The organism is Microbulbifer mangrovi (genome assembly GCF_002009015.1).
In the GTDB taxonomy this organism is placed as follows: Bacteria; Pseudomonadota; Gammaproteobacteria; order Pseudomonadales; family Cellvibrionaceae; genus Microbulbifer; species Microbulbifer mangrovi.
The window spans coordinates 1-23,964 of the sequence record NZ_LZDE01000285.1; the positions used below are offsets into that span (position 1 = coordinate 1).

At 56.2% G+C, this 23,964-nt stretch carries 19 protein-coding genes and 1 other RNA gene; 7 read left to right on the top strand and 13 right to left on the bottom strand.

From position 1 onward, the window contains the following. Positions 1–367, top strand: a 367-nt coding sequence (locus B4U49_RS07065) for a calcium-binding protein (RefSeq protein WP_204903006.1), incomplete at its 5' end; no start/stop codon positions are given. 639 nt (positions 368–1,006) lie between these two features. Here the strand turns inward: B4U49_RS07065 and B4U49_RS07070 are convergent. Together B4U49_RS07070 and B4U49_RS07075 are read right to left on the bottom strand one after the other, a co-directional pair. Continuing rightward, on the bottom strand, positions 1,007–2,905 hold the full coding sequence (locus B4U49_RS07070) for a S8 family peptidase (RefSeq protein WP_158078573.1): 1,899 nt from the start codon (positions 2,903–2,905) through the stop codon (positions 1,007–1,009). Between the two features lie 280 nt (positions 2,906–3,185). Continuing rightward, on the bottom strand, positions 3,186–4,286 hold the full coding sequence (locus tag B4U49_RS07075; RefSeq protein WP_078083874.1) for an AAA family ATPase: 1,101 nt from the start codon (positions 4,284–4,286) through the stop codon (positions 3,186–3,188). A 515-nt stretch (positions 4,287–4,801) separates the two neighbouring features. Between B4U49_RS07075 and B4U49_RS07080 the strand changes: the two genes are divergently transcribed. Next, positions 4,802–5,320, top strand: coding sequence for a hypothetical protein (locus tag B4U49_RS07080; RefSeq protein ID WP_078083875.1), 519 nt, complete (start codon positions 4,802–4,804; stop codon positions 5,318–5,320). Between the two features lie 262 nt (positions 5,321–5,582). Here the strand turns inward: B4U49_RS07080 and B4U49_RS07085 are convergent, their stop codons facing one another. From B4U49_RS07085 to B4U49_RS07125, 8 genes are all read right to left on the bottom strand, one after another. After that, positions 5,583–7,253, bottom strand: a complete 1,671-nt coding sequence (locus tag B4U49_RS07085) for an AAA family ATPase (RefSeq protein WP_158078574.1) — start codon at positions 7,251–7,253, stop codon at positions 5,583–5,585. A 1,056-nt stretch (positions 7,254–8,309) separates the two neighbouring features. Continuing rightward, positions 8,310–9,251, bottom strand: coding sequence for a hypothetical protein (locus tag B4U49_RS07095; protein WP_078083878.1), 942 nt, complete (start codon positions 9,249–9,251; stop codon positions 8,310–8,312). Between the two features lie 108 nt (positions 9,252–9,359). Beyond that, on the bottom strand, positions 9,360–10,586 hold the full coding sequence (locus B4U49_RS07100; protein WP_078083879.1) for a tyrosine-type recombinase/integrase: 1,227 nt from the start codon (positions 10,584–10,586) through the stop codon (positions 9,360–9,362). 236 nt (positions 10,587–10,822) lie between these two features. Next, positions 10,823–11,210, bottom strand: a transfer-messenger RNA (tmRNA) gene (gene ssrA, locus B4U49_RS07105). 133 nt (positions 11,211–11,343) lie between these two features. Then, positions 11,344–12,759, bottom strand: coding sequence for a 23S rRNA (uracil(1939)-C(5))-methyltransferase RlmD (gene rlmD / locus B4U49_RS07110; RefSeq protein WP_078083880.1), 1,416 nt, complete (start codon positions 12,757–12,759; stop codon positions 11,344–11,346). A gap of 152 nt (positions 12,760–12,911) precedes the next feature. Further along, entirely contained in the window at positions 12,912–14,258 is a 1,347-nt protein-coding gene (locus tag B4U49_RS07115) for a sodium-dependent transporter (protein WP_078083881.1), read from the bottom strand. A gap of 73 nt (positions 14,259–14,331) precedes the next feature. After that, positions 14,332–14,811, bottom strand: a complete 480-nt coding sequence (smpB, locus tag B4U49_RS07120; RefSeq protein ID WP_078083882.1) for an SsrA-binding protein SmpB — start codon at positions 14,809–14,811, stop codon at positions 14,332–14,334. Positions 14,812–14,820: 9 nt separating this feature from the next. Then, on the bottom strand, positions 14,821–16,248 hold the full coding sequence (locus B4U49_RS07125) for a sodium-dependent transporter (protein ID WP_078083883.1): 1,428 nt from the start codon (positions 16,246–16,248) through the stop codon (positions 14,821–14,823). A 194-nt stretch (positions 16,249–16,442) separates the two neighbouring features. Between B4U49_RS07125 and B4U49_RS07130 the strand changes: the two genes are divergently transcribed. Both B4U49_RS07130 and B4U49_RS07135 read left to right on the top strand, forming a co-directional pair. Next, a complete protein-coding gene (locus B4U49_RS07130; RefSeq protein ID WP_078083884.1) occupies positions 16,443–16,883 on the top strand; it encodes a type II toxin-antitoxin system RatA family toxin in 441 nt (146 codons plus the stop codon). Then, positions 16,880–17,209: an RnfH family protein gene (locus tag B4U49_RS07135; protein ID WP_078083885.1), complete on the top strand. Its 330-nt coding sequence runs from the start codon at positions 16,880–16,882 to the stop codon at positions 17,207–17,209. The genes B4U49_RS07130 and B4U49_RS07135 overlap by 4 nt, the downstream gene beginning before the upstream one ends. A gap of 30 nt (positions 17,210–17,239) precedes the next feature. Here the strand turns inward: B4U49_RS07135 and B4U49_RS07140 are convergent, their stop codons facing one another. After that, positions 17,240–17,584, bottom strand: coding sequence for an outer membrane protein assembly factor BamE (locus B4U49_RS07140; protein ID WP_078083886.1), 345 nt, complete (start codon positions 17,582–17,584; stop codon positions 17,240–17,242). 354 nt (positions 17,585–17,938) lie between these two features. Here B4U49_RS07140 and fur point away from each other — a divergent pair, with 354 nt between their 5' ends. After that, a complete protein-coding gene (gene fur, locus B4U49_RS07145) occupies positions 17,939–18,349 on the top strand; it encodes a ferric iron uptake transcriptional regulator (protein ID WP_078083887.1) in 411 nt (136 codons plus the stop codon). A gap of 76 nt (positions 18,350–18,425) precedes the next feature. Here fur and B4U49_RS07150 read toward each other — a convergent pair whose 3' ends face one another. Then, entirely contained in the window at positions 18,426–19,019 is a 594-nt protein-coding gene (locus tag B4U49_RS07150) for a 1-acyl-sn-glycerol-3-phosphate acyltransferase (RefSeq protein WP_078083888.1), read from the bottom strand. A gap of 171 nt (positions 19,020–19,190) precedes the next feature. Further along, positions 19,191–20,843: a DNA repair protein RecN gene (gene recN / locus B4U49_RS07155; protein ID WP_078083889.1), complete on the bottom strand. Its 1,653-nt coding sequence runs from the start codon at positions 20,841–20,843 to the stop codon at positions 19,191–19,193. 283 nt (positions 20,844–21,126) lie between these two features. On the opposite strand from recN, the gene grpE reads away from it, so the two are divergent. After that, entirely contained in the window at positions 21,127–21,732 is a 606-nt protein-coding gene (grpE, locus tag B4U49_RS07160; RefSeq protein ID WP_078083890.1) for a nucleotide exchange factor GrpE, read from the top strand. Positions 21,733–21,981: 249 nt separating this feature from the next. After that, positions 21,982–23,916, top strand: coding sequence for a molecular chaperone DnaK (gene dnaK / locus B4U49_RS07165; RefSeq protein WP_078083891.1), 1,935 nt, complete (start codon positions 21,982–21,984; stop codon positions 23,914–23,916). Positions 23,917–23,964: the final 48 nt, after the last annotated feature.

The following is a 23,964-nucleotide window of genomic DNA, read 5'->3' on the forward strand; positions in this document are numbered from 1 at the left end:
CCTGTTCGGTGCCGGTGACGGCGCCACCACGGTGTACAACTATGACACCGATACTACCAGTACTGATATCGCGCGGTTTGAGGATGTCACGATTGAGGATCTTTGGTTTAGCCGTAGTGGCAACAACTTACAGATCACAGTATCGGGTACAGATGATCAGATGACGATCAGTAATTGGTTCAGCAACGACAACTACCAATTGGATCGTATTGAAGTGGGATCCTCGGTGTTGTTGAACAGCCAAGTGGAAAAATTAGTGTCCGCTATGGCCTCCTATAGTGTGCCTAGTGGTGCGGGCAATGTTATTCCTCAGGACGTGAAAGAGGAGCTGCAACCAGTACTGACTGACTCTTGGCAGGCGGCATAGCCAGAAAGTCGGAACGATCTAGGGGCCGTATTATGGCCCCTTTTTTTGTGAAACCCTGTCTCGATGGACTTGCGGTCCCGGGGCTTGAGCGCCCGTATCTTGGTATCTGGTAGCGGCATGGCTGCGCCCCCCTACCTGGGTTTGGGCGGGTTGGACGGTAACGGTGGGCTCAATCCGTCCATAAACCCGGCCAGTTGGGGTTAGATCTGGACGGGTTGTATTAGGCTAGCTTGAGATGCCTCAGACACACAAAAGCCCCGAAAACTCAGGTCTTTCGAGGCTTTTCTAGACTGTCTGAGGCAGGTATTTGGTGGATGGCGGGAGTCGAAAAGTGGCCTTTAGACCACGTTATCATTGGTTTTGTCTGGCTGCGATTTTCTTGACCCCACAAATAACCCCACCATCCGAATGAGTTGACCTTACTTGGACGCGTTCTTAGACGCGTTGCCCCGAAACGGCATTAAATCGCACTACTCCGTAGAACATTGGATACTTCTATCCACTGTCGTTGGCGCCCAATGTGAACTCTAAGCGTTTATTTGGGGAATGCAGTCCTTTTCGCCAGAAATTTTCTAGCAGCGAAGGGGGAGTATGGCCAATGCCGCTACTCCCCACCAACGAACACGAATAGCATAAATTTTAGGTTGTAATCTGGATTTGATTCCGCAGCTTGACGGGTTGTAGCGTTTGGTACTGTTGGCGAATCCCGTTGTATACCTCTGGGGTATTGTTGGCACTAACCGTGACTACCAGGCAATAAGGGAGCGGTGGGTAGTCATTGTAGTCAACACCTCGTCCCTGTTCACGAATTTGGTAGTCTATGTCGAAGCATGGCTCTGTGAGAGTTTCGCGTCTAAATGTTTGGGATGCGTGCAAAGTCGTTTCCCACTTGTGTGCATCTCCCCGCGCCTCCTGTTCGGACTGATACTGGTCTCGAAGTTTGAAAAACGACTGGGTTTTATCGCCATCTTTACGGAATGTAATGTCCAAACCGCTGCGGGTATAGTTAATGGGGTGCTCCGGATCTGCATCACAAAGGTAGCAAAGAGTGGCCTTGATGGTGACATTGCCCTTTATCTCGACATCCGGGTAGGGGATTGAAGCCCTCATTACCGCGCCTGGTGCAAGCGTGCCCTGGTAAATAATCGTCGCTTCATTATCACCGCATTCGATAATGGAATTCAGGTCGGATGGTAAGTGTCCCCAACCAACTTCACTACGCGGATGGGTGCTCGCGTTTGTATGGTGCAAAAGCAATGTTTTCGCAGCCATAGGGGATTCCAGCTCTACCTCTGAAAATACTTCAATAGCGTGGCGTAGTGCGAGGGGAGCGGCGTAGCTAGTGCCGCAGGTTTGACTTATTCCCCCTGCAAGGGGGTTGTAAACGGTGAACATCTCGTTTTGAGATCCACCGAAGCACACAGCATCCGGCTTGATAAATCCGGGGCTGCGTCCTGGTCCAACACTACTATATGGCGCTCGAGCCCAGTTTGATTCCGTGGAGTCACTTGCCCCGATCGCAAACCCATTTACCATGTCAGATGGCGGCTGAATTCTGTTGAGCGGCTCCGCTAACTCTCCGTCATTGCCAACTGCAATGGTCATCAGAGTTCGGCTGGAGGATAGAATTTGATCTAGAACGGCTGTCCAGGGATTTATATCCTCGTCATCGATTGGTAGGCGAGGGCCAAGGCTCAGGTTTACGAAGTCGTACTGCTTTTTTGCGAGACCATCTTTAATCCGGTGGAGCACATCATAAAGGTCGGGGTGTGTTCCGACGGACGGGTCAAGCACTCGATAGTGGTCGATGTTGCAAAGAGGGGCGGGTAAGCTGTTTTGCCCTGGCTTCATCGGTCCGAAAAGAATTGTCGATGTGACTTCGTTACCGTGGTGGAGCAGGTCAGGGCTGGTTCCAGTCGCAGTCGTAAATACTTCTTCTTTACACCACTTATCTAGTGCGTTTGTGCCAAGTCCGCCATCAAAGACCGCGACAGAAACACTTTGGTTGACGGCATTTTCTGCTGGCGGTTGTAGCAAGCTGTTGCTGGTAATTTGGCGAGTTACGGACGGTTCGTTTATCCGCAATTCTGGCATTCCCCTGAGCACCCTGAGCGTGGTGAATTCGGCGAGTTCGTTGGCGTGCATTGACGGGATTTTAACTGGCACAAAAGTTATTCCGCCCGTGGTAAGTCGTCTTTCCAGATCTGCATGGCCATCAAGCCGTGCGACATATTTTCTGAACTCTTCCAGGATTGCGGATGAGTCAACAAGTGGGGTGTGAAGCGCGACATCGAGCAGTTGATGTTCCCCGTCGTGCAATGTTCGAATTTTGTCCTCCGGCTCGAAGAAATCAATTTCTTCGAACTGAATCATTTGATTTTTTTCGCTGGCGTTTAGGGTGTTTTGATTTAGTCTGCGGTGCAGATCCGCAAAGCTAGCCGCTTGCCCCGCTACATAAAGGCAACTGGTCAGCTCTGGCGTGGGCTGCCCTTTCTTTTGTGTTTGTTCAGGCGTGATAACAACACGTTTGCTGCCCACGTCTAGGAGCTTAGATTTCCGCAGTAGATTCCCGGGGTGGTAAGACTTTGCTAGGTAGGCTGGGTGTAGCGTAAATCTTGCTACGTAAATCCCTCCCGGAGCAGCGGCTTCCGGAACCATGTCTATGCGTTCCAGTAGCTGTTGTTGCTGGTGTAATAACCGCTGCCTTGCTTCAGAATAAGTGTAAGGGTGAGCTTTTCCACCCCCTCCCTTCTTTCTCTCGACCGGCCTGGTTAGCGTTTCACCAAATCCTAGCAATATGTTCCTTTCTGACACGATTCTACTCCTTGATTGATTCGAGGACTCGCCTAACCGTCGGGCGCGATATGTTCAATATTTCACTTATTTTTCTTTGAGAATTTCCATCTCGATGTAGCTTTACAATCTGTAAGTCTCTTTCACTTTTCGAGCTGGTTTCTCTGAGGTAGTCGTCTATGTTCAGCTCAAGTAGGTGCAGAAGTTCTTCCGTAAAAGGCCTTTCCTCAAGCAAGGAACGCTTTTTAGCGGTGTCAACCTTCTTCTCTAGGGTTGCGAACGAGAGGTATTTGATTCGCTCGCCAATCCACCGAGAAACAACTTCAGAGCATCTTTTTTGAATAAGAAACTCCTGGTATGCCTTCGGAGTTGCTTCCTTGAACGCAATAACCGCATCGAATCGACGCCAAATTGCTGGATCTAGTAGCTCGGCGTGGTTAGTCGCTGCAACTAGCAGTGATGTGTGGGGCCAGTCATCGATGGCCTGGAGCAAAACGGTTACCAACCGTTTCAGCTCCCCAACATCACTATCATCATTGCGCCGCTTAGCAATTGAGTCGAATTCATCAAGCAGTAAAACGCAAGGTCGCTGCTGGGCGTACTGTAAGACTGCCCTAATGTTGCTGCCTGTTTTACCTAGGTAGCTGCTCATGACTGTTGACAAGTCCAGTGTAAAGAGCGGCAGGTTTAGCTGGTTTGCCAGCCAGCGCGCGCTCATTGTTTTTCCTAAGCCTGGAGGTCCTTCAAACAATAATGAGCGTGTAGGGGTTAAGCCCGCATCAATAAGTACGTCCGCGCAGTTACGCTCCCTGAGGACCGCCTGGATCGATCGCTCTATTGATTCAGGCCAGACTGGCTTGGTCTTTATATCGACAGGAAACTCTTCAAGTAGCAGCTTCTGCCTGCTATCGGGGTCTACCGGCGCTGGGTGTTGCGAAGCTCTGGTGGCTGAAGCTTCTCCGAGTCGGCTGTAAATCGCCAATGAAAGGTCGGCATCTGACACTTTCAGCTTACTGGCAAGGACGCGTCCAGCCATTGCAAAACTACTCGAATCCCCCTTTACCCCTAAGCTAATTAGCTCCAGGAGGGCCTGTTTTGCCGTGGGTGAGAGAAGTTGGTGGCTCATTTTTTAGTCTATCCGTGGTAACTTGCTGGTAGTCGAGCACCTCAAATGGTACCAGATTGGAAAAAATGGTAAACAAAAAAATGTGATGTGGTAATTGTGGCCGATGATTTTGGACTTTTGGGCGTATCGATGGGCTGCCTCGGGCGCCCTAGATCAGCATGTAATGTGGCTCAAACTGGGCTGGTTTTTATTCGGTTGGTTGATTATTGATCGAGCTGCTGCGCAGAGGGCGGGGGCTGCGCTGCTGCGTACCCACAAAGGGTAAGGGGGCAGGGGAGTACCTTTCGCTCCCTTACCGCGTGGGCAAGCTCTCTATTAGGGGTGATCTGTATCTGGGATTATTGTTTAGTGCTTAGGACCGCTAAGAAGGGACGCTAAATGTTCCGAAAATTTTTAAAGTAGGTAAGAAATGATCACCTGTGATCTTTTGGCGCATATGTCATCAAAATTCTTTTTTTTAATTTGTAAATATGAGACACATATATCGAAGTTTAATTTTTTAATGGAGATAGAGTATGAAAGGGATGTTTTTGATACTTATTGTGGGATTTATGGCACCCGCGCTCGCGAACACCAGTATGGAGACATCCGTGCTGTTTGAGAAAGCCTGTGGCGGAAAGACGAGTTGTGAAATTAAGCATTACGGCCACAGCGGTGGAGAAAAAAAGCGACAGCAGTGGACTAAATTGCAGCTTTTTAGAAAAGATGGAATTTGTAAGTTGAAATTTACTGGTGATATGCGCACGAACCATGAATCTACGATTGCCTTTTACGGTGCCGGCTATCGTATATACGACAAAGATTACAATGAGATTCTAAAGTATGACATTACCGGGAAGCTTTACCCTCGGGACGTCTTCAAAGGCTATAAACAGAAAAGCTATAACACGGGAACTGCGAAGCTTTTAGCTTGCTCCGAAATGGACAAATTTCACGCAGTTATGCTTGTCTCGGTCGATTTTGGCGGAGAGAGTTATGCGGATGACGTAATATTGGGTGCTCTGAAAGAAGTCACTTTGGGGGTTCTAGATTAAGGTTTGGGGCTGGTCAGACAACCATATGTGAAACTTGGCTTTCTACATACGTAACGCCACATTCAAATCCTTACGTAAGTCAAGGGGGATTGCGTGAAAGGCAGTTTGCTTCGAACGGAGATGAATGCAACGGGATGCAGTTTTATCCGTTGCCACCCATGTCCCCATACCCACCCCCTAAGGGGGGTGGGGTGGGTAGGGGAATAATACTGGGCGCCTCCTCCTTAACCACTCCAATTCCCCACTGTGGGCTGGGGAATGGTTACGTTGAATCATCGATCTCGCCTTCGGGTTCGGTGGTAAAAAGGCAGCCGTCGCGCTCCTCAATTACTCCCCGCTTTACTAATGCCGCCACGGTGCGGGAAAAGTGTTTCACGTTGAAGTTCTGGGCTTTCAGATCGTCAATCACCAGCTTTCGCTCGGTCGAGTCCCCGTGCTGGAGTCGGGAGCGGACAGCTTGCCAGATACTCTGCTGTCCGGCTGTGAGAGGCTTTTCTGCGAGGTCGATTGAACTCGCCATAATTGTACTACCTTTATCACCACAAACCAGGCTCGTAACCGGGTCGCCGTCGCTATCGTTAAACAAGTGGCGCTCTGATAGTGTGAATTGCCCGCCGTGGTCGTCCTTGCCGTCCTTCATCTTTGTACACTTCACCGTCAATTGGGTATTTGGGGTTTTGGCTTTTTCCACTAAATACTCGTAGTCACAGGCACCGCGCAGTGCAGACGCGCCCCGAGCGGTTTTCGCCTCGCTTTTCCCTGTGTGGTGGACCACAAGTACGGACGCTCCCGTAACCTCTCTCAGGTTGTCGCAGGCTGTGATGAAATCGCTCATATCTTTATTGCTGTTTTCGTCCCCCTCCATATTTCTGGCCAGTGTGTCGAATATTATTAAGCCGAAGTCGTTGCCGATTTCGTTGCTTTTCTCTTTGATTGTGGCTGCTAGTTGTTCCATTTCTTTTTCGTCGGCTCCCACTCTTACCGGGTGATCCAGGCGGTAAAAGTTTGGGATTCCTTTTCCATTGTTGTGCTCATCCGCTAGGGCCTTTATTCGCTGCCGCACCCCCACACCCCCCTCGCCAGCGACATAGAGGGTCGGGAGCCGCTCTACTTTGCACCCGTTCCACTCGCGTCCCATGGCAACATGAAAAGCCCAGCTCAAGACGAAAAAACTCTTACCGCAACCAGAAGGGCCATACAGTACCCCGAAGGAATCCGCAGGTAGCCAGCCTTTTATCAGGTGATTAACTTCCTGATCGTAGCCTTCAAAGTGGTTAGCCAGAACAAACCGCCCCCGCGCTGGCTCTCGGACTGTTGTTGCCGCTCGTAGCGCCTTCTGTAGCGCCTCAGAGCCGTGCAGGGCTGCAAGGTCATTGAAGTCTGTGCCTTCATCGCCCGACAGGTCAGGGGATGTCAGAAGGGCGCCCACCGCGTTTGCGGCTTCCTTTCCTTTTGTGATCCCTGGGTTTCCTTCTGTGGCGTGGTCGTTGTCCGCTGCAATCACCAATTGCAGGCGCCGGTATTTATTTTGCAGTGCCTCGGCCACGGGTTTCAGGTTGTTTTTATTGAAGGCCACTGCCACTGCATCCCCGGTAGCGTCATAGATACTTGCCCCCGTGGCGTAGCCCTCGCATATGTACAGGCGGTCCCCCGGCGTTCCGATTAGGTGAAAGCAGCCCTGAATCTGGCCACCACGCCAAAATCGCTTATCGCCATTGGGGTATATTCGTTGCAGGCTCCAAAGCCGTCCTGACGTATCCCGCATAGGCACTAATAGGCATTTCATTGCCTGCCTTAAGCCGAAGGACGTAACCCCTTTGCGGTCCAGATAGGAGTGCTCCTTGACTTCCGTCGCCTTACCCCATGCTTCTTCACATTCGGCCTGGGCTTCGGTGCGGCGCTCCGCCGTTTCAACTTCGCGCTTACGCTTCATTTCCGACACCCGCTGGGAGTGGGCTTTCCACTCGTAGCTTGTCATTTCCCGGCGTTCTTTGGCGCACCACCCTTGAGATACTTCCCGCCTATGGCAGCCAAAATGGCCAGCGGGCACCCCGTCCATGTAGAGTAAATACCAGCCGTTTCTTGTACCCCGCTTATCGCTCTCTACGTGAAAGCGGTGTATTTCTCCATCCGGCTCCAGGTAGTCTGGCGGGGTTATGCCAGCGTTTAGCATGGCATCTTGAAAAGCATGTTCCGGGTTTTCTGGGATGGGGGCTCCAGGCAGTGTGCCGATTACAAAATCTTCCTCTAGTGTATTCTTTGGTTTGTCTAGTACGGCAGAAGGCCTAGTCATTTGCCGCCTCCCGGGCCCTGCCTGCAAGTCCTAGCCAGTCGGTAGACACCTCGACGCTCTCTTCGGCCTAGTTTGTTCGTATGCAGCACCATATGGCACTCAATGACTATGCCGAGCCCTCTGAGCTGATGTATCACCTTTGGCCCGTTGTATCCCCCCGTAAGGAGGTCGATTTCCCTGCGGCTATGGGGGCCGTCCATAAGTGCGCTCAACACAAGCCGTTGACGTGGGGTAAGCAATTGGGCCCTGCGATTAAAATGATTGCGCAGAGTTGTAGTTCTAGGGCTTCCCTTCGAGGCAGTACTAGTCTTCTTCATTATTCACCGTCCTCAGCCTTGTGCTTCTGCTATCAGCTTTCGCTTTAGTTCAAGGAGGTATGCTCCCTCCCAAACGGTGGTCTGGGGGCCAAGTTTTATGCCGCGTTTCGCCTTGCCGGTCTTAGTCCAAAGCCACCAAGTGGAAATTCCGATGGAGTAGAACCGGGCGCAGTCGCGTGCGCGGTAGAGGGCGGCCGGGTTGACGCCTTGGGGGGCGGTTGGGTGGTTTTGCATCTGTCAGCGCTCCTATGGATTAATTCAGGCTGACAGCAAAGGTATGCGGCAAAAGCGGTAAAAAAAATAGGTCGCGAAGTGTCACTGTGACACAGGAGTTGTGTCACTTAGGCTCAATGCAGCATGGGGCAAGGTGTTGAAGGTGTCACTTCTTTTGGTTTGCCCAGAATGGACGTAGGAGCTGAGGTGCAGATTTAGCGGCTCTATCCGAGAGACCCTCTTTTTTTAGCCATGCTTCAACATCGGCAGATTTGGGAAAAGTGTCTTTTTCGGAGGGGTCTGCGTTTCCCCAAAATTCCTTGGCAGCTCGCACTAGAACAACCAATCCATCACCCCAATAGCCTGGCGTTCCTGTCGAGCTAGACTGGACGAATAAATTATCTAAGTCCTCCCTTTTTAGGGCTATATCAGAAAGACTTATGTTGGTGTCATACCTCCAGCTTTGGGGAAATAGGATATCTTCTAAAAAATCCTGCACGGTGCGCGACAATTCTGGGTCTAGTGCGCTGTCTGAGTCGCTTTCTAAATCGTGATCCTTATCCAGGGGCGGAAAATCGAGACCGCTCAAAAATTCAATTAGCGCGTATGGTTGATCTTGAAACATCACTTCGATTCGGCCAGTGGAAGCCGGGACTTGTGAATCGTAATAAATCGCACTAAATAACCGCTTAACAGGACTGTCGTCAAAGTTTATAACTGGACAGGCAACTTCCCTCCGTGAGGTGGTTTTCCTTTGAACTTTTACCCGGATGGTTCGGCCTCCACTTTCTATCTCTTTGTGTTCAATGGGCAGATTGTTTGGGGGGTCTGAAACTATCAAGTCTTTCGGGGGTAAGCGGAATTTCATCGCTGTATTTGGCGATGAATCGGTGTCATTTTGGGTTGCACGCTGATTGTAGGGGGCGTCTAGGTATTCGCTTTTGAATAGACAGTGATGACTTTGCAGTCGCAAGTGGACTCTAAGTTGCTGCTCGATAATGAGGCCAGCTATGTCCTTAATTGAAATCTGTTCGTTCGACTTGAATGAAAGGTAGCCGGCGGCATCCTCAACCGAAAACCACTGGCGTAATCTATATTTCAGGCTCAAGATGCTCTTCCCTGTCCAGGTATTTCCTTGATTAAGGTTAGGTGCCAGGCGGCCCAGGGAGTCGCTATTTGAGAGCTGTGTTGGCGCTGAGGCTCGGTATTGGGCGCGTTAAGCCCCAAATTTAACGCTTAACACATTGCCCGCTTCACTCTGTTTGCGCAGGTTCTCTAGGTAGTCGGCCCACTTCTGCATCATATCGGCACGTTGCGGCAGGTGTTTTGTCCGGTTATAGGCGCGCCCCAGAGCGTCTTTCACTCCATGGGCCAGTTGGTGCTCAATGTAGTCGATGCGGAAGCCCAGAACCTCGTCCAAAAGGGTCCTGGCCATTGCCCGGAAGCCGTGAGCGGTCATGGTTTCGTTGTCATAGCCCAGCGAGCGTAGCGCCGTTCTAACGCCATTATCTGACAGGGGACGGCTTTGGCCCCGGGCGGAAGGGAACACGTACTGGCCGCGCCCTGTCAGTGGCTCCAACTCCCGCAGCAGGAAAAGGGACTGTTCCGCCAGCGGGATGATATGGGGTTCGCCCGTCTTCATCTTTTCTGCCGGTATCTCTATCTGCTTGGCCTCCCAGTTGACCTCTGCCCACTCCAGCTTTCGCAGTTCCCCTGGGCGGCAGAACAGCAGTGGTGACAGTTTGAGGGCCGTTTTCACCACGGGGGTCCCTTGATAGCCCTCGATGGCTACCATCAGCTTGCCCACCTCCACTGGGTCTGTAATCGCGGCCAGATGTTTCTTCTTTGTGGGCTTGAGGGCGCCAGTGAGATCTGTGGTGGGGTCGCGGTCGGCTTTCCCGGTGGCAACAGCGAAGCGGAAGACCTGGCTGGCAACCCGCTTAACGCGATGCGCGGTTTCGAGAGCACCCCGGCTTTCAATGCGTCGCAGGCAGCGCAGCACTTCAGGTGGGGTAATTTCTGCAATGGGACGTTTGCCCAGGTAGGGCAGCAGGTCGCTGTCCAGCGCGCGCCTGGCGCGCTCTTTTGAGGATTTGGACAGGTGGGCCATCTTGGCTGCGAACCACTCCTCACTCACAGCTGCAAGGCTGTTGCGGGCTGTCTCAAGGGCGGACTCTTTGCGGGCACGTTTCACATCCCGTGGGTCAACGCCTGCGGCAACGTGTTTTCGGGCTTCATCCCGTGCGCGACGGGCTTCAGCAAGGCCGACATCGGGGTATATACCTAAGGCCAAATCACAGCGCTTTTCGTGCAGGCGAAAGCGGAAGACCCAGCGCTTAGTGCCATTGGGTTTCACTTCCAGGTAGAGCCCCTTTTCATCAGCTTCCAGGTACTTTTTCTCGCGGGGCTTGAGGGCTTTTGCCTTGGTGTCTGACAGGGCCAAGGGTTCAACTCCATATTGGTAAATTGGGGGTGGTTGGCCTGATCCCGCATGGATCGGGGCTTTCCGGCGGTTTGGTGGGGTCGGGTTGCTAGGTCTTCAGGAACCCACCATAAACCCCACCCAAAACGGCTGGATTTGGTGGGGTCGGGTTAGACTAGCTGGGATGGGGCAGATAAGCAAAAGCCCCGAAAACGCTAGGCTTTCGGGGCTTTTTTAGATCGTCTTAGACGTTTGTTTGGTGGAGATGGCGGGAGTCGAACCCGCGTCCGTCAGCACTCTGCCAGAGGCTCTACATGCTTAGTTCCGCCTATTGATTTAACTCTCTACAGCCCAGCGGGCAGGACGTGGAGAGCGAACCTGAATAAGTTTTAGGCCATCCGCGTCAGGCACGCTTCAGGACGATCCAGTTCTATATGACAGCCAGCAGCGCGGTACTGGAACCTTGCTGAAGGCCGCTAAGGGCGAACCCTTAGAAGTGCTTTGCGGGCTGCTTACGCAGCCAGTTGGGCACCGTAGTTGTCGTCGTTGGCAACTAATAAAATGCAGCTTTGGATTTACGTGATTCGCTACCCTCACGGCATGCACCCATGGTTTCGCAACCAACGTCGAATCCAAGTCATCCCCGGAATCTACGCAGTGAACAGGCTTTGTTCGCCGGTCAATACGAAACGCATTTGCGTAACGCACAGTATACCTGAAGGTCACTTGCCACCATAGGGTGAGGATAGAATTTTGTGACTATCCGGTACCTTTTCGGTTACTTGCGCTCAAACAGGGCGATGGACTCCACATGGGTAGTGTGGGGGAACATGTCCATCACACCTGCCTTTGTTAGACGATAACCGCGCTGCAGAAGTTCCGCGGTATCCCGGGCCAGGGTGGCGGGGTTACAGGATACGTAGACGATGCGCTTGGCGCCGAAGTGGGCGATATTGCGCACCACTTCCAGCGCGCCGGTGCGGGGCGGATCCAGCAGGATTTTGTCGAAGCCGCCGCGGGCCCAGGGGCTGGTGGAAAAGTCCTCGGTCAGGTCGGCGGCCTGGAACTGCACGTTATCGAGCTGGTTGCGCTCGGCATTTTCGCGGCCCCGGCGGGTGAGGTCGAGGGCGCCTTCTACACCCACCACTTCCGCGGCGCGCTTGGCCAGCGGCAGGGTGAAGTTGCCGAGTCCACAGAACAGGTCGAGCACACGCTCGTTCGGCTGCGGGTCTAACAGTTCGATCGCGCGGTGCACCATCTGGCGGTTGATGGCGAAGTTCACCTGCACAAAGTCCTGGGGATGGAAGTGCATCGTCAGGTCGAATTCGGGCAGGGCGTAGCTCAGCCTTTCTTCGCCGTCCTCGGGCCAGATTTTGTGGGGTATTTCCTCGGCCTGCAGGTACAGGTGCCAGTCCTGTTGTTGCCGCACGAAGTCGAGCCAAAGCTGCACATCGGTTTCCGGTAATGGTTTGAGGTGGCGGACTACCAGTGCGGTGGCATTTTCGCCGACGGCGACTTCAATATGGGAGATGTGTCGGCCTTCCCGGCACTGGTCGACCAGTGCATGCAGTTGCGGTAACTGGCTGGAAAACGATTCCGGCATCACCAGGCACTCGCGAATGTCGGTGAGGTTGTTGGAGCGCTTTTCGCGGAATCCCAGCACCAGCTGTGGTTTGCCGTCCGCCCCTTTCTTGTGTGCCTCTTTCACATAGCGAACCCCCAGACGCGCTTTGCTGCGGTAGCCGGCGATGTCGGCGGTGAGTGGCGGCAAGATCTGATCGGGGCTGATGCGGGCAAAGCGTTGCAGCTGGTCGAGCAGGATTTTCTGCTTGGCGGCGATCTGCGCATCGGGCCGCATGTGCTGGAGAGCACAACCGCCGCACAGCGCAAAGTGCGGGCAGGGCGGGTCCTGTCGCTCCGGCGCAGCTTCGAGTACTTCAGTCGCGACCGCTTCGTCGAACTTGGCCCGGTTGGTCAGGTAGCGCACCTTGACGGTTTCCCCGGGCAGGGCGTTATCCACAAACAGGGTTTTGCCTTCCAGCCGCGCGATACCGCGCACTTCGTGGCTGAGTGCCTCGATAGTCACCGTTGGTGTGGCGTTCGAGGGTTTGGTGCCGGACGGTTTGCTGTTGCGCTTGGGGGGCGCGGCTTTGCGCGACTTGTTTGTCGGGAACGGAGGACGTCTGGAGGGCATCGTGGTTGCTGCTTTTGGTCGGTGATGTCGTGAAAGCGGCAATGATAATGCGCTGCAAACAGAATTGCGCGCTTGGCTGAGAGGGGGATTGGCTGGGGGAGCGGCTGGGCGGAGAGGGAAACCGGCCGCGGAGGTCCGCGGCCGGTCAAGAGTTAGATAATGGTCTGTACAAACGCGGCCAGGATCAGCAGCGGGCAGACGATGCGCACATACCACGGCCAGACTTTCCAGAAGAAGGTCTTTTCGATATCCGGGTGGCCTTCCCGCAGTTCCATCAGCAGCTGGTCGCGACGCCAGATCCAGCCGGCAAAGATACACAGTGCGATGCCCAGAATGGGCTGGCCGTATTCCGTGCTGATGGTAACAACTAGCCCGAACAGCGCGCCGAAATTGGAGATGATCAGGGAACTGATGGCAAAGATGACCAGGCCCACCAGCATGGTGGCGGGGCGGCGTTTGAGACCGAGGTTTTCAATACAGAAGGCCACCGGTACTTCCAGCATGGAGATGGAGGAGGTCAGTGAGGCGATGGTCATCAGCGCGAAGAAGGCGATGGCGACGAACAGGCCGCTGGTGCCCATGGTGTCGAACAGCGCCGGCAGCACCTGCAGGATCAGGTCCGGCCCACCCATCAGCTGCCCACCTTCGGCAAAAATTTGCGTGCCGGCTTCCTGGGCCACGTACATGGCAGGGACGATCAGCAGGCCGGCGGTGAAGGCGATACCCACGTCGATCAGGGTCACCAGGGCACCCAGGCGCGGCAGGCTTTCCTGTTTGCTGAGGTAGGAGCCGTAAATCAGCATGGTGCCCACGCCGAGGGACAGGGAGAAAAATGCCTGGCCCATGGCGGACAGCATCAGTTCCGGGGACAGCTCGCTGAAGTCCGGCATCAGGTAGGCTTCGAGGCCGGCCATGGCGCCGGGCTGGCTCAGCACATAGGCAATCAGCAGCAACAGCAGGATGATCAGGGATGGCATCAGCAGGGTGGACCAGCGCTCGATCCCCTTCTCCACACCGGCGGCGATGATTGCCATGGTGAGGCCACTGAAAATGGCGGTAAAGGTGAGGTTGCGCGAGGTGCTATTGCTGGTCAGCCATTCTGCAGAGCTGTCGGCACCAACCAGGGTGGCAAACGGGTCTGCCAGGTGGGCCACCATCCAGCCGGCAACAATGGCGTAAAAGCTGAGAATCAGGGAGGCCACCACGATGCCGCCAAAGCCGGCTAATGTCCCCACGCTGCGGCTTACCGGGCCGGTGGAAATCCCGCGCAGGGCCTGCACCATATTGCTGCGGGCGTAGCGGCCGATAGAGAGCTCTGCCATCAGTACCGGGTAGGCGAGTATAAATGCCAGTATCAGGTAGACCACTACGAATGCGGCACCGCCGTTGGTGGCCACGTTAGTGGGAAAGCCCCAGATGTTGCCAAGGCCGACGGCGGAGCCGGCGGCCGCCATCAGAAAGCCGAAATTGGAGCTGAACTGTCCTCGCGGTGCACTCATGGTAAATCCTGTAATTATTGTTTTGCCGAGTTGAGTTTCTTATTCGGTGTATCGCTGCCCCGGGGCTGGCCCGTCAGCGGTTGTCGGTCCGCATGATGCGCTGTTTCTGGCGGTTCCAGTCGCGCTCTTTCAGGGTCTCGCGCTTGTCGTGTGACGCCTTGCCCTTGGCCAGTGCGATTTCACATTTGATCAGGTGCTTTTTCCAGTAGATCGCGGTGCACACACAGGCGTAGCCCTTCTGGTTGACCGCGGCCACCAACTTGGCGATCTCGCGCTTGTTCAGCAGCAGGCGGCGGGTGCGGTCCGGTTCGGTCACAAAGTGGGTCGAGGCGCTGGGCAGAGGCTGGATGCGCGCACCCAGCAGCCAGGCCTGGCCGTCTTTGAACAGCACATAGCTGTCGGTGAGCTGGGCCTTGCCTTCTCGGCAGGATTTGACTTCCCAGCCCTGCAATTCCATCCCCGCCTCGAACTTCTCTTCGATGAAGTAATCGTGTTTTGCCTTCTTGTTGAGGGCAATGGTGTTCGAGGAAGGGGCCTTTTTCTTCTTTGCCATGAATACAACTTAAATGAGATTGAACAGGCTCGTATTGAAGAACTTCAGCAGTACTGTGTTGATGAATACGAGCAACAGGATCGCGGGAATAAAGGTACCAAGGGAGAAGTTGACGTACTTCTGTGACAGGGAGCCAGCAAAATTGCTGTCGCCTTCCTGCAGTTCCTTGTCCAGGTTGGCCCGCTTCCACTTGTAGATCACGAAGATACACACCAGCAGGCCGTTCAGGGGCAATATGGTGTCGTAAAACAGGATTTCTACCAAGTCGAAAAACGATTTGTCGCTGCCGGCCAGGGTGACGAACTGGGTCAGCCAGTCTGCCATGCCAAACGACATGGCGCAGCAGACGGCGAGTATGAACTGTACTGCCGCTACGGTATAGATCGCCTTCTTGCGGGACATGCCGCGCTCATCGCGCAGCGTGGCGATGGGGACTTCAATGATGGAAACCAGCGAAGTAAGCGCAGCCACGAACACCAGGAAGAAGAAGGTCGCGGCGAACACGCTCGCGCCAAAATAGCCGATGCTGTCTTGCAGGGAGAGGAAGATCTTCGGCAGGAACAGGAAGATCATACCGGCGGAGGAGTCACTCAGCGAGGCCGTGTCAATGTGCGGGTTAAAGTGGAAGATACTCGGCAGGATCAGCAGGCCCGCGGTAAAGGCCACCATGGTGTCGGTCAGCGCGACCGCCTTGGCAGAGCCGGGCACGGAGTCCCGCTTTTTCATATATGAGCCGTAGGTGATCATGATGCCCATACCCAGCGACAGGGAGAAGAACGCCTGCGCCATGGCCTTGCTCACTACTTCCGCACTGATCTTGGAGAAGTCGGGGATCAGGTAGTACTGCACCCCGATCATGGCGTTTTCCCGGGTCAGCACAAACAGCACCAGGATCAGCAGCATGACAAACAGCATCGGCATCAGGGTCTTTGCGGCACGCTCGATACCGTCTTTAACGCCCATGGACAGTACCCCGTTGATGATCAGCATCAGTGCGATGAGGTACACGAAAACGGTTTTGGAATTGATAAACTCCCCGAAATACGCCTCGGTGGTTAGAGTGGTCAGGTTGCCCTTGAAGATTTCCACCAGGTAGCCGAGTACCCAGACCGTCACCACCATATAGAAGACGGCGATCATGAACGGGGTGATCAGTGCCAGCCAGCCGGGAATGCGCCACAGGTGCGAGCCGCCGGAGAGCTGGCGATAGGCGCCCACGGGGTCTTTGTCGGTTTTGCGGCCCAGCGCGAGCTCGGCCATCATCACCGGCAGGCAGATGAGAAATACGAACAGGGCATATACCAGCAGGAATGCGCCGCCCCCACTTTTGGTTGCCGCTACGGGGAAGGAAACCAGGTTGCCGATACCGACGGCAGAGCCGGCGGCGGCCAGAATGAACCCGAGTCGGGAGCCAAAATGTTCTCTTGCTGCGGACATAATCTTCTCGCTTGCCTGTTATTCTTGTCGCCAGAACGATTGTTACGGCCGTGGCACCAGAATGGTTGCGCGGGGCCGTTAAAGGTGCCGATTGTTGCAGGAAATACCCGCCTTGAGTAGCGTCAGTGGCCAAAATCGCCCAGCTACCCACAAGATAGGCAAGATAACCGCGGTTGGCGGGCAAGGTTTGAACGATGACAAAAATTGAGCGCAGCGCGCTGGTGATGTACAGCGCGGGGCAGATGTTTGACCTGGTCAATGATGTGGCCAGTTATCCACAGTTCCTGCCCGGTTGTCGCGGGGTAGAGATCCTGCACCGGGACGAAGATACCCTGGAGGCGCGCCTGGACCTGTCCCGCGCGGGAATCAGCCAGAGTTTCGTTACCCGCAACCGCCTGCAGCGTCCGCACAAAATGGAGCTGGTGCTGGTGGATGGCCCGTTTAGCGAATTCAACGGCTGCTGGACTTTTACCCCGCTGGCGGAGAACGCGTGCAAGGTGATGTTTACCCTGGAGTTCCGCGCCCAGAATCGTCTGCTGGGTGCGGCTGCCGGCAAATTGTTCAGTGGTATCGCCAACCAGATGGTGGATGCCATGTGCGAGCGTGCCGGCCAGATTTATGGAGAAAACGGATGAGTGGTAAGAAAACCATCGCAGTGGAGGTGGTGTATGCACTGCCCCACGAGCAGCGCCTGATGAGCATGCTGGTAGAGCCGGGCACCACTGCGCTGCAGGCGCTGGAGCAGTCGGGGATACCCGAGGAGTACCCGGAAGTGGATCCGGCGACGGCGAAGCTGGGTATTTTCGGTCAGGCCCTGGGCACCAAGGGGTTGGCGGTGGCGGCGGAATATGTATTGCAGCCCGGAGACCGGGTGGAGGTGTACCGGCCGTTGATTGCCGATCCGAAGGAGGCGCGCAAGCAGCGCGCGGAGAAGGCCAAGCGGCAGGCGCAGGGCGGTTGAGCCCTGCTTCTTACCACTGACGGGCTGAAATCAGGGCCAGCCGGCCGGCTGCCAGTCGCCGCTGGTCGCGATCAACAGGTCGCCGTTGAAGTACACGGAGAAACGCTTCTGGGTTTCTTCCCCTTGGGGGCTGCGCACACGGTTGATGTAGTCCCAGCGGTTGGGATTGAAGCTGTCTTCCAGCAGCGGGGTACCCAGAACGAAGCGCACCTGGCGGCGGGTCATGCCCGGCTTGAGCTGGTCCACCATCTCCTGGGTGATGATATTGCCCTGCTGGACCTGGATGCGGTGCACGCCGGGAAATTTGAACAGGCTGCAGGCGGTTGCCAGGCTGCAGAGGCCGACGATCAGTAGAATTCGTACAACTGATGGCATTGAATGCTCCATCTGAATTTTTATTGGGTTCCCTAATTTGGGTGCTATTGCCGTGCAAGTGGGCGCAGCAGGTCGCTCAACGCGGGCTCGGTCCGCCGCTGTGGACAGCATAGCGGACCTGGCGGCCGTCTACTAAGTTACCGACGCCCCAGTCTGTAGGTGAGTGGTTACTCCCCCCTGGCGCACCAGTGACGTGCCGGTTGCCCGGTTTGAGACCCGATTCCCCGCTTGGGGTTCCGCTGCCTTCACTGGGCGTGGATAATACCCGAACTGTACGCCTGCCGACAGGCGCGCAACATTTATTGAGAATGACGCTATAGCGATCACGAGCACACATCCGGAACTTTAATACTCATGTCGAACGAAAATCAGGAACTGCGCAAGGCGGGCCTCAAGGTCACTCTCCCGCGAGTGAAAATTCTGCAACTGCTGGAGAGTGCCAGCGAACAGCATCTGAGCGCAGAGGATGTGTACAAAATGCTGCTGGAAGCCGGGGAAGATGTGGGCCTCGCCACCGTCTACCGGGTGTTGACCCAGTTTGAGGCTGCTGGCCTGGTGATCCGCCACAACTTCGACGGCGGACACTCCGTATTCGAGCTGGACCGCGGTGACCACCACGACCACATGGTATGCACCGATACCGGCCAGGTGATCGAATTCCACAATGAGCAGATCGAAGAGCTGCAACACCAGATTGCCGAGGAGCACGGCTACGAGCTCACCGGCCACAGCCTGGTTCTGTACGTAAAGAAGAAAGATTCCTGATCGCCGCTCGAGCGAGCAGTATAAAAAAGGGGAGCTTGATGCTCCCCTTTTTTGTTTCAGTGCAATTGGCCGTTGTTCACACCGGTGCGGTGTAATCGCTCGGATACTTGCCAACCTTGGTGGCATAGAAGCTACCAAAGCGCGCCAGCTCCTTGGCCAGGTTTTCACCCATTTCCATCACCGGTCCCAGTCCGGCTTCCTTTTTCGCAAAGTCGATAAACCCGCAAACCACCGGTACCGCTGCTCCGCGTGCGATATGGTAAAAGCCGGTTTTCCAGCGCTCCGCCTTGCCGCGGGTGCCCTCTGGCGGCACCGCAATCACCAGTTCTTCGCGCTCGTTGTACTGGTTTACCGTGGCTTCTACCAGGTTATTGGCCTTGCTGCGGTCCACCGCGATACCGCCGAACCAGCGCATGGTTCCGCCGAGGGGAAACTGGAACAGCTTGTCCTTGCCCATCCACTGCGGATTCACCTTCAGCTTGAGCGCTGCCAGGATGAAGAAGTAGCCATCCCAGTTGGAGGTGTGGGGGGCGGCGAGCAGCACGTATTTTTTCAGCTTCAGGGCGCGCTCATCGGCCACGACTTTCCAGCCGTGCAGCTTGAGCAGCAGGCGAGCCAGCAGGCGCAGGCAGGGGGTGAGAATGGGAGTGTTGAATATGGTTGTCTGCATGGTATGACCGAGTTCTTTGCCCGTCAGTGTAGTCGGATCCCTTGTTCAGGGGTTGGATGAGGGCGCGGGAGTATAAAGTGAATCTCTTATCACTTTCGGTCAATTTAGGCCCCGGCGCGGGGAATATTTGAGACCGGCCGGTTCAATTTTTGGCGCCGGAGCGGCCGGGCATCAGGCCCGGCTCAGCATCTCCTGTGCGTGGGCGATGGACTGGGTGGTGGCCTCTCCGCCCAGCATGCGTGCGATTTCGGTGCTGCGTTCCGTATCTTTGAGTTCGCGCAGGGCGACAAACGCGGCTTCGCCATCGCTGTGCTTTTCCACCAGGTACTGGCGGTGGGCGCGGGCGGCGACCTGGGCCAGGTGGGTAACGCAGATAACCTGGCCGCGCTCGCCCAGTTGGCGCAGCAGCTTGCCGACCACATCGCCGGTGGCACCACCGATACCCACGTCCACCTCGTCGAACACCAGGGTGGGGGTGCGCGAGGTCTGCGCGGTGATAACCTGGATCGCCAGGCTGACCCGCGACAGTTCACCGCCGGAAGCGATCTTGCCCAGCGGCCGCGGCGGTTGCCCCGGGTTGGTCGAAATCAGGATCTCTACCTCTTCCAGGCCGGTGGCACAGGGCTTGTCCAGTTCGGTGAGCGCCAGCTCTACGCGGGCGTGGGGCATGGCCAGGTCGGCCAGCTGGCCATTGACGGCCCCGGCGAGTTTTTTCGCCGCCGCTGCCCGCAGCTTGCTGAGTTTCGCTGCACTCTTGCGGAATGCCTGTTCCAGCTTTTCGCACTCCTCGGCCAGCTTGTCGAGGGTGTCCGGGGTGCCAATCTCTTCCAGTTCCTGTTGCCACTGCTGTTGCAGGTCGGCCAGCTGGTCCGGCTGTACCCGATGTTTGCGCGCGATCGAGTAGATCGCGGACAGGCGTTCTTCCACTTCCGCCAGTCGTTCCGGGTCCATTTCGAAGCGATCGATATGCCGCGACAGGGTGCTCGCCGCTTCGTCGATCTGGATGCGCGCGCTCTCGAGCATCTGCGCCACTTCTGCCAGCGCCGGGCTCTGTTCCGGCATGGCACCCACAAGTTGCAGTCCGCGGTGCAACTGCTCGGCGATATCGCCTTCGCCGCCATTGAGCAGTGCCGCCAGCTGGTAGCTGCCATTCAGGATATCGCCGGCGTTGGCCAGCTGGCGCTGTTCGCTCTCCAGATCTTCCAGTTCGCCGGGCTTGAGGTCGAGCTGCTCGAGCTCCTGCAGTTGGTATTCCAGCAGGTCGCGACGGGCCTGAGTTTCACCGGCGCTGTCTGCCAGCTTGCGGTAGCGCCGGTACTGGTCCTGCCAGGTCTTGAAGTGAATGCGCACTTCGGCGCTGTGGCTTTCCGCGTGGGCATACTCGTCCAGTAGGCGGCGGTGGGTGTCCTTTTTCAGCAGTGACTGGTGTTCGTGCTGGCTGTGGATATCGATCAGCTGCTCGCCCAAGGTGCGAAGCTGCATCAGGGTCACCGGCTGGCCGTTGATATACGCCCGCGAGCGGCCATCGGCGCTGATGGTCCGGCGCAGGATGACCTCGCGCCCGGCGTCCATTTCCTGAGCCTCCAGCCAATCCTGGGCCTCGGCGTGGTTGCTGATATCGAAGGTCGCGTGAATATCGGCGCGTTTCGCGCCGGCGCGCACCAGTTCCCCGTTGCCGCGGTCGCCGAGGGCGAGGCCGAGGGCATCCAGGGTGATGGACTTGCCCGCGCCGGTCTCGCCGGTGAGGGTACTGGTACCGGGGCCGAACTCCAGCTCCAGCTGGTCGACCAGGGTGAACTGACTGATAGACAGGTGCAGCAACATGGGGATCGATTTCACGCTGATTAAAGTAGTGGTTGTTTATACAGTATTTGGCGGCGGGGTTTCAATCACCCCGGGGCCTGAATGTGCTGCATTCCCTTTTCGTGGCTGCCCGCCGGCGACGTTAACCTAGGCCCGGCAACCCTGATCCTGCGCCGCACGGCACTCCTCCAGAGCCCCTTCCCTTGAAGTGCGGCAGGCAGGCCCCATATAGCTCTGCATTGCCGGTTTAGCCGGCGTTACGACCTAACTGGCAGTATGCCGACGGACACATACGGAGACAGCAGTGGCCAAAGAGCGCAGCGAAGAAGAACAGACCGAGACCGGCGAGCAGGCGGCAGAGCAGGCCGCAGAAGTGGAAACCCCCAGTGCTGAAGAGCAGCATGCAGCGGAGGAGGCCCTCGCAGCAGAGCTGGCTGGTGAAAGTGCGCAGGACATCGAGATCGCTGCGCTGCAGCAGCAGCTGGCGGAACACAAGGACATGGTGCTGCGCGCCCAGGCCGATGTGCAGAACGCCCGTCGCCGCGCCCAGCAGGATGTGGAGAAGGCACACAAGTTCGGTGTGGAAAAGCTGCTCAAGGACCTTCTGCCGGTTGTGGATAACCTGGAGCGCGCGATTGCCACCGTGGACAGTGAGCACGAGGCGCACAAGGCCGTGGTGGAAGGGATCGAGCTGACCCACAAGTCCTTTATCGACACCCTGACCAAAAACGGCGTAGAGGTGATCGATCCGGCGGGTGAGCCCTTTGATCCAGAGCTGCACCAGGCCATGACCCAGGTGCCGAACGGCGATGTGGAGCCGAATACGGTACTGGATGTGTTCCAGAAAGGCTTCCGCCTGAACGGCCGTCTGGTGCGCCCGGCAATGGTCGTGGTCAGCAAAGCGCCTTGATTCAGTTTTCTGCAATTCCTCCTTGAATTGCAGAAAAGACGCCCGCTGCGGCACATGTCCGCACCGGGCTCCCGCAAATCAACGGTAAACGTTGCCTTGCGGGCGGCACATCCCTGTGCCGCCGTGGAATGACATTTGTAGGTGCTGCCCTTGAAAACGAAACGGCGGCACCAATATAAGCAGCAACCGAATACAAACGTGTGCAGCCAGGACCGAATCCGGCGCGCAGTAAAGTGAGGAATCAGACCAATGGGAAAAATCATCGGTATCGACCTGGGTACTACCAACAGCTGTGTGGCAGTACTGGACGGCGACAAGGCTCGTGTCATCGAGAACGCTGAAGGCGATCGCACTACGCCTTCCATCGTTGCCTTCACCGACGACAACGAAGTACTGGTAGGCCAGTCCGCCAAGCGTCAGGCAGTGACCAACCCCACCAATACCCTGTTTGCGGTTAAGCGCCTGATCGGCCGCAAGTTCAAAGACGACGTTGTGCAGAAAGACATCAAAATGGTGCCTTACTCCATCGTTGAAGCCGAGAACGGCGACGCCTGGGTCGAAGTGAAGGGCGACAAGAAAGCACCGCCGCAGATCTCTGCCGAAGTGCTGAAAAAGATGAAGAAAACCGCGGAAGATTTCCTCGGTGAAAAAGTCGACGCAGCGGTAATCACCGTGCCGGCCTACTTCAACGATTCCCAGCGCCAGGCCACCAAAGACGCCGGCCGTATCGCCGGTCTGGACGTGAAGCGCATCATCAACGAGCCGACTGCTGCAGCCCTGGCCTACGGCATGGACAAGGCCGGTGGTGACCGCACCATCGCGGTTTACGACCTGGGTGGTGGTACTTTCGATATCTCCATCATTGAAATTGCCGACGTCGACGGCGAGAAGCAGTTTGAAGTGCTGTCCACCAATGGTGACACCTTCCTCGGTGGTGAAGACTTCGACCTGCGCCTGATCGACTACCTGGCCGAGCAGTTCAAGAAAGAACAGGGCATCGACCTGAAAGGTGATCCCCTGGCCATGCAGCGCCTGAAAGAAGCCGGTGAGAAAGCCAAGATCGAGCTGTCCTCCAGCCAGCAGACCGAAGTGAACCTGCCGTACATCACCGCAGACGCCACCGGTCCGAAGCACCTGGTGGTCAAGCTGACCCGCGCCAAGCTGGAAAGCCTGGTGGAAGAACTGGTAACCCGCTCCCTGGAGCCGGTTAAGACTGCACTGGCCGACGCCGACATGTCTGCGTCCAGCATCGACGAAGTGATCCTGGTGGGCGGTCAGACCCGCATGCCGCTGGTACAGCAGAAGGTAACCGAGTTCTTCGGCAAAGAGCCGCGTAAAGACGTAAACCCGGATGAAGCGGTAGCCGTGGGTGCTGCAATCCAGGGCGCGGTTCTGGGCGGTGACGTGAAAGACGTACTGCTGCTGGACGTAACCCCGCTGACCCTGGGCATCGAGACCATGGGTGGCGTGGCCACTCCGCTGATCGAGAAGAACACCACCATCCCGACCAAGAAGTCCCAGGTGTTCTCCACCGCAGACGACAACCAGACCGCGGTAACCATTCACGTGGTACAGGGTGAGCGCAAGCAGGCGGCGCAGAACAAGTCCCTGGGTCGTTTCGACCTGGCTGACATCCCGCCGGCGCCGCGCGGTATGCCGCAGATCGAAGTAACCTTCGATATCGATGCCAACGGCATCCTGCACGTACACGCCAAAGACAAGGCGACGGGTAAAGAGCAGTCCATCGTGATCAAGGCCTCCTCCGGCCTGTCCGATGACGAGATCGAAAAAATGGTACAGGACGCCGAGGCCAATGCCGAAGCGGACAAGCAGTTCGAGGAGCTGGTAACCACCCGCAACACCCTCGACGGTCTGATCTCTGCCACCAAGAAGACTCTGGAGGAAGCCGGCGACAAGGCGACTGCGGAAGAGAAAGCCGCAATCGACGCAGCCCTGGCGGAAGCGGAAGAAGCGGTGAAAGGCAACGACAAGGCTGCCATGGAAGCCGCGACCACCAAGCTGACCGAAGCCTCTGGCCCGGTAGCCCAGAAGATGTACGCAGAGCAGGCGCAAGCCGGCGAAGCGGCCGCGGAACAGGCCGAGCAGGCCCAGTCTTCCGGCGGTGACGATGCAGTGGACGCTGAGTTCGAAGAAGTCAAAGAAGACAAAAAAGAAGACAAGTAATTAACCACTTGTCATAGCCCCTGATGTAGGAGCCTGCCTTGCAGGCGA

Coding starts and splice junctions, on each gene's coding strand:
- B4U49_RS07125 (WP_078083883.1), bottom strand. CDS start 16,248: ATGTCCGCAGCAAGAGAACATTTTGGCTCCCGACTCGGGTTCATTCTG.
- B4U49_RS07135 (WP_078083885.1), top strand. CDS start 16,880: ATGAGTGGTAAGAAAACCATCGCAGTGGAGGTGGTGTATGCACTGCCC.
- B4U49_RS07140 (WP_078083886.1), bottom strand. CDS start 17,584: ATGCCATCAGTTGTACGAATTCTACTGATCGTCGGCCTCTGCAGCCTG.
- B4U49_RS07075 (WP_078083874.1), bottom strand. CDS start 4,286: ATGAGCCACCAACTTCTCTCACCCACGGCAAAACAGGCCCTCCTGGAG.
- B4U49_RS07085 (WP_158078574.1), bottom strand. CDS start 7,253: ATGAAGCGTAAGCGCGAAGTTGAAACGGCGGAGCGCCGCACCGAAGCC.
- dnaK (WP_078083891.1), top strand. CDS start 21,982: ATGGGAAAAATCATCGGTATCGACCTGGGTACTACCAACAGCTGTGTG.
- B4U49_RS07080 (WP_078083875.1), top strand. CDS start 4,802: ATGAAAGGGATGTTTTTGATACTTATTGTGGGATTTATGGCACCCGCG.
- recN (WP_078083889.1), bottom strand. CDS start 20,843: ATGTTGCTGCACCTGTCTATCAGTCAGTTCACCCTGGTCGACCAGCTG.
- smpB (WP_078083882.1), bottom strand. CDS start 14,811: ATGGCAAAGAAGAAAAAGGCCCCTTCCTCGAACACCATTGCCCTCAAC.
- rlmD (WP_078083880.1), bottom strand. CDS start 12,759: ATGCCCTCCAGACGTCCTCCGTTCCCGACAAACAAGTCGCGCAAAGCC.
- B4U49_RS07150 (WP_078083888.1), bottom strand. CDS start 19,019: ATGCAGACAACCATATTCAACACTCCCATTCTCACCCCCTGCCTGCGC.
- B4U49_RS07130 (WP_078083884.1), top strand. CDS start 16,443: ATGACAAAAATTGAGCGCAGCGCGCTGGTGATGTACAGCGCGGGGCAG.
- B4U49_RS07115 (WP_078083881.1), bottom strand. CDS start 14,258: ATGAGTGCACCGCGAGGACAGTTCAGCTCCAATTTCGGCTTTCTGATG.
- fur (WP_078083887.1), top strand. CDS start 17,939: ATGTCGAACGAAAATCAGGAACTGCGCAAGGCGGGCCTCAAGGTCACT.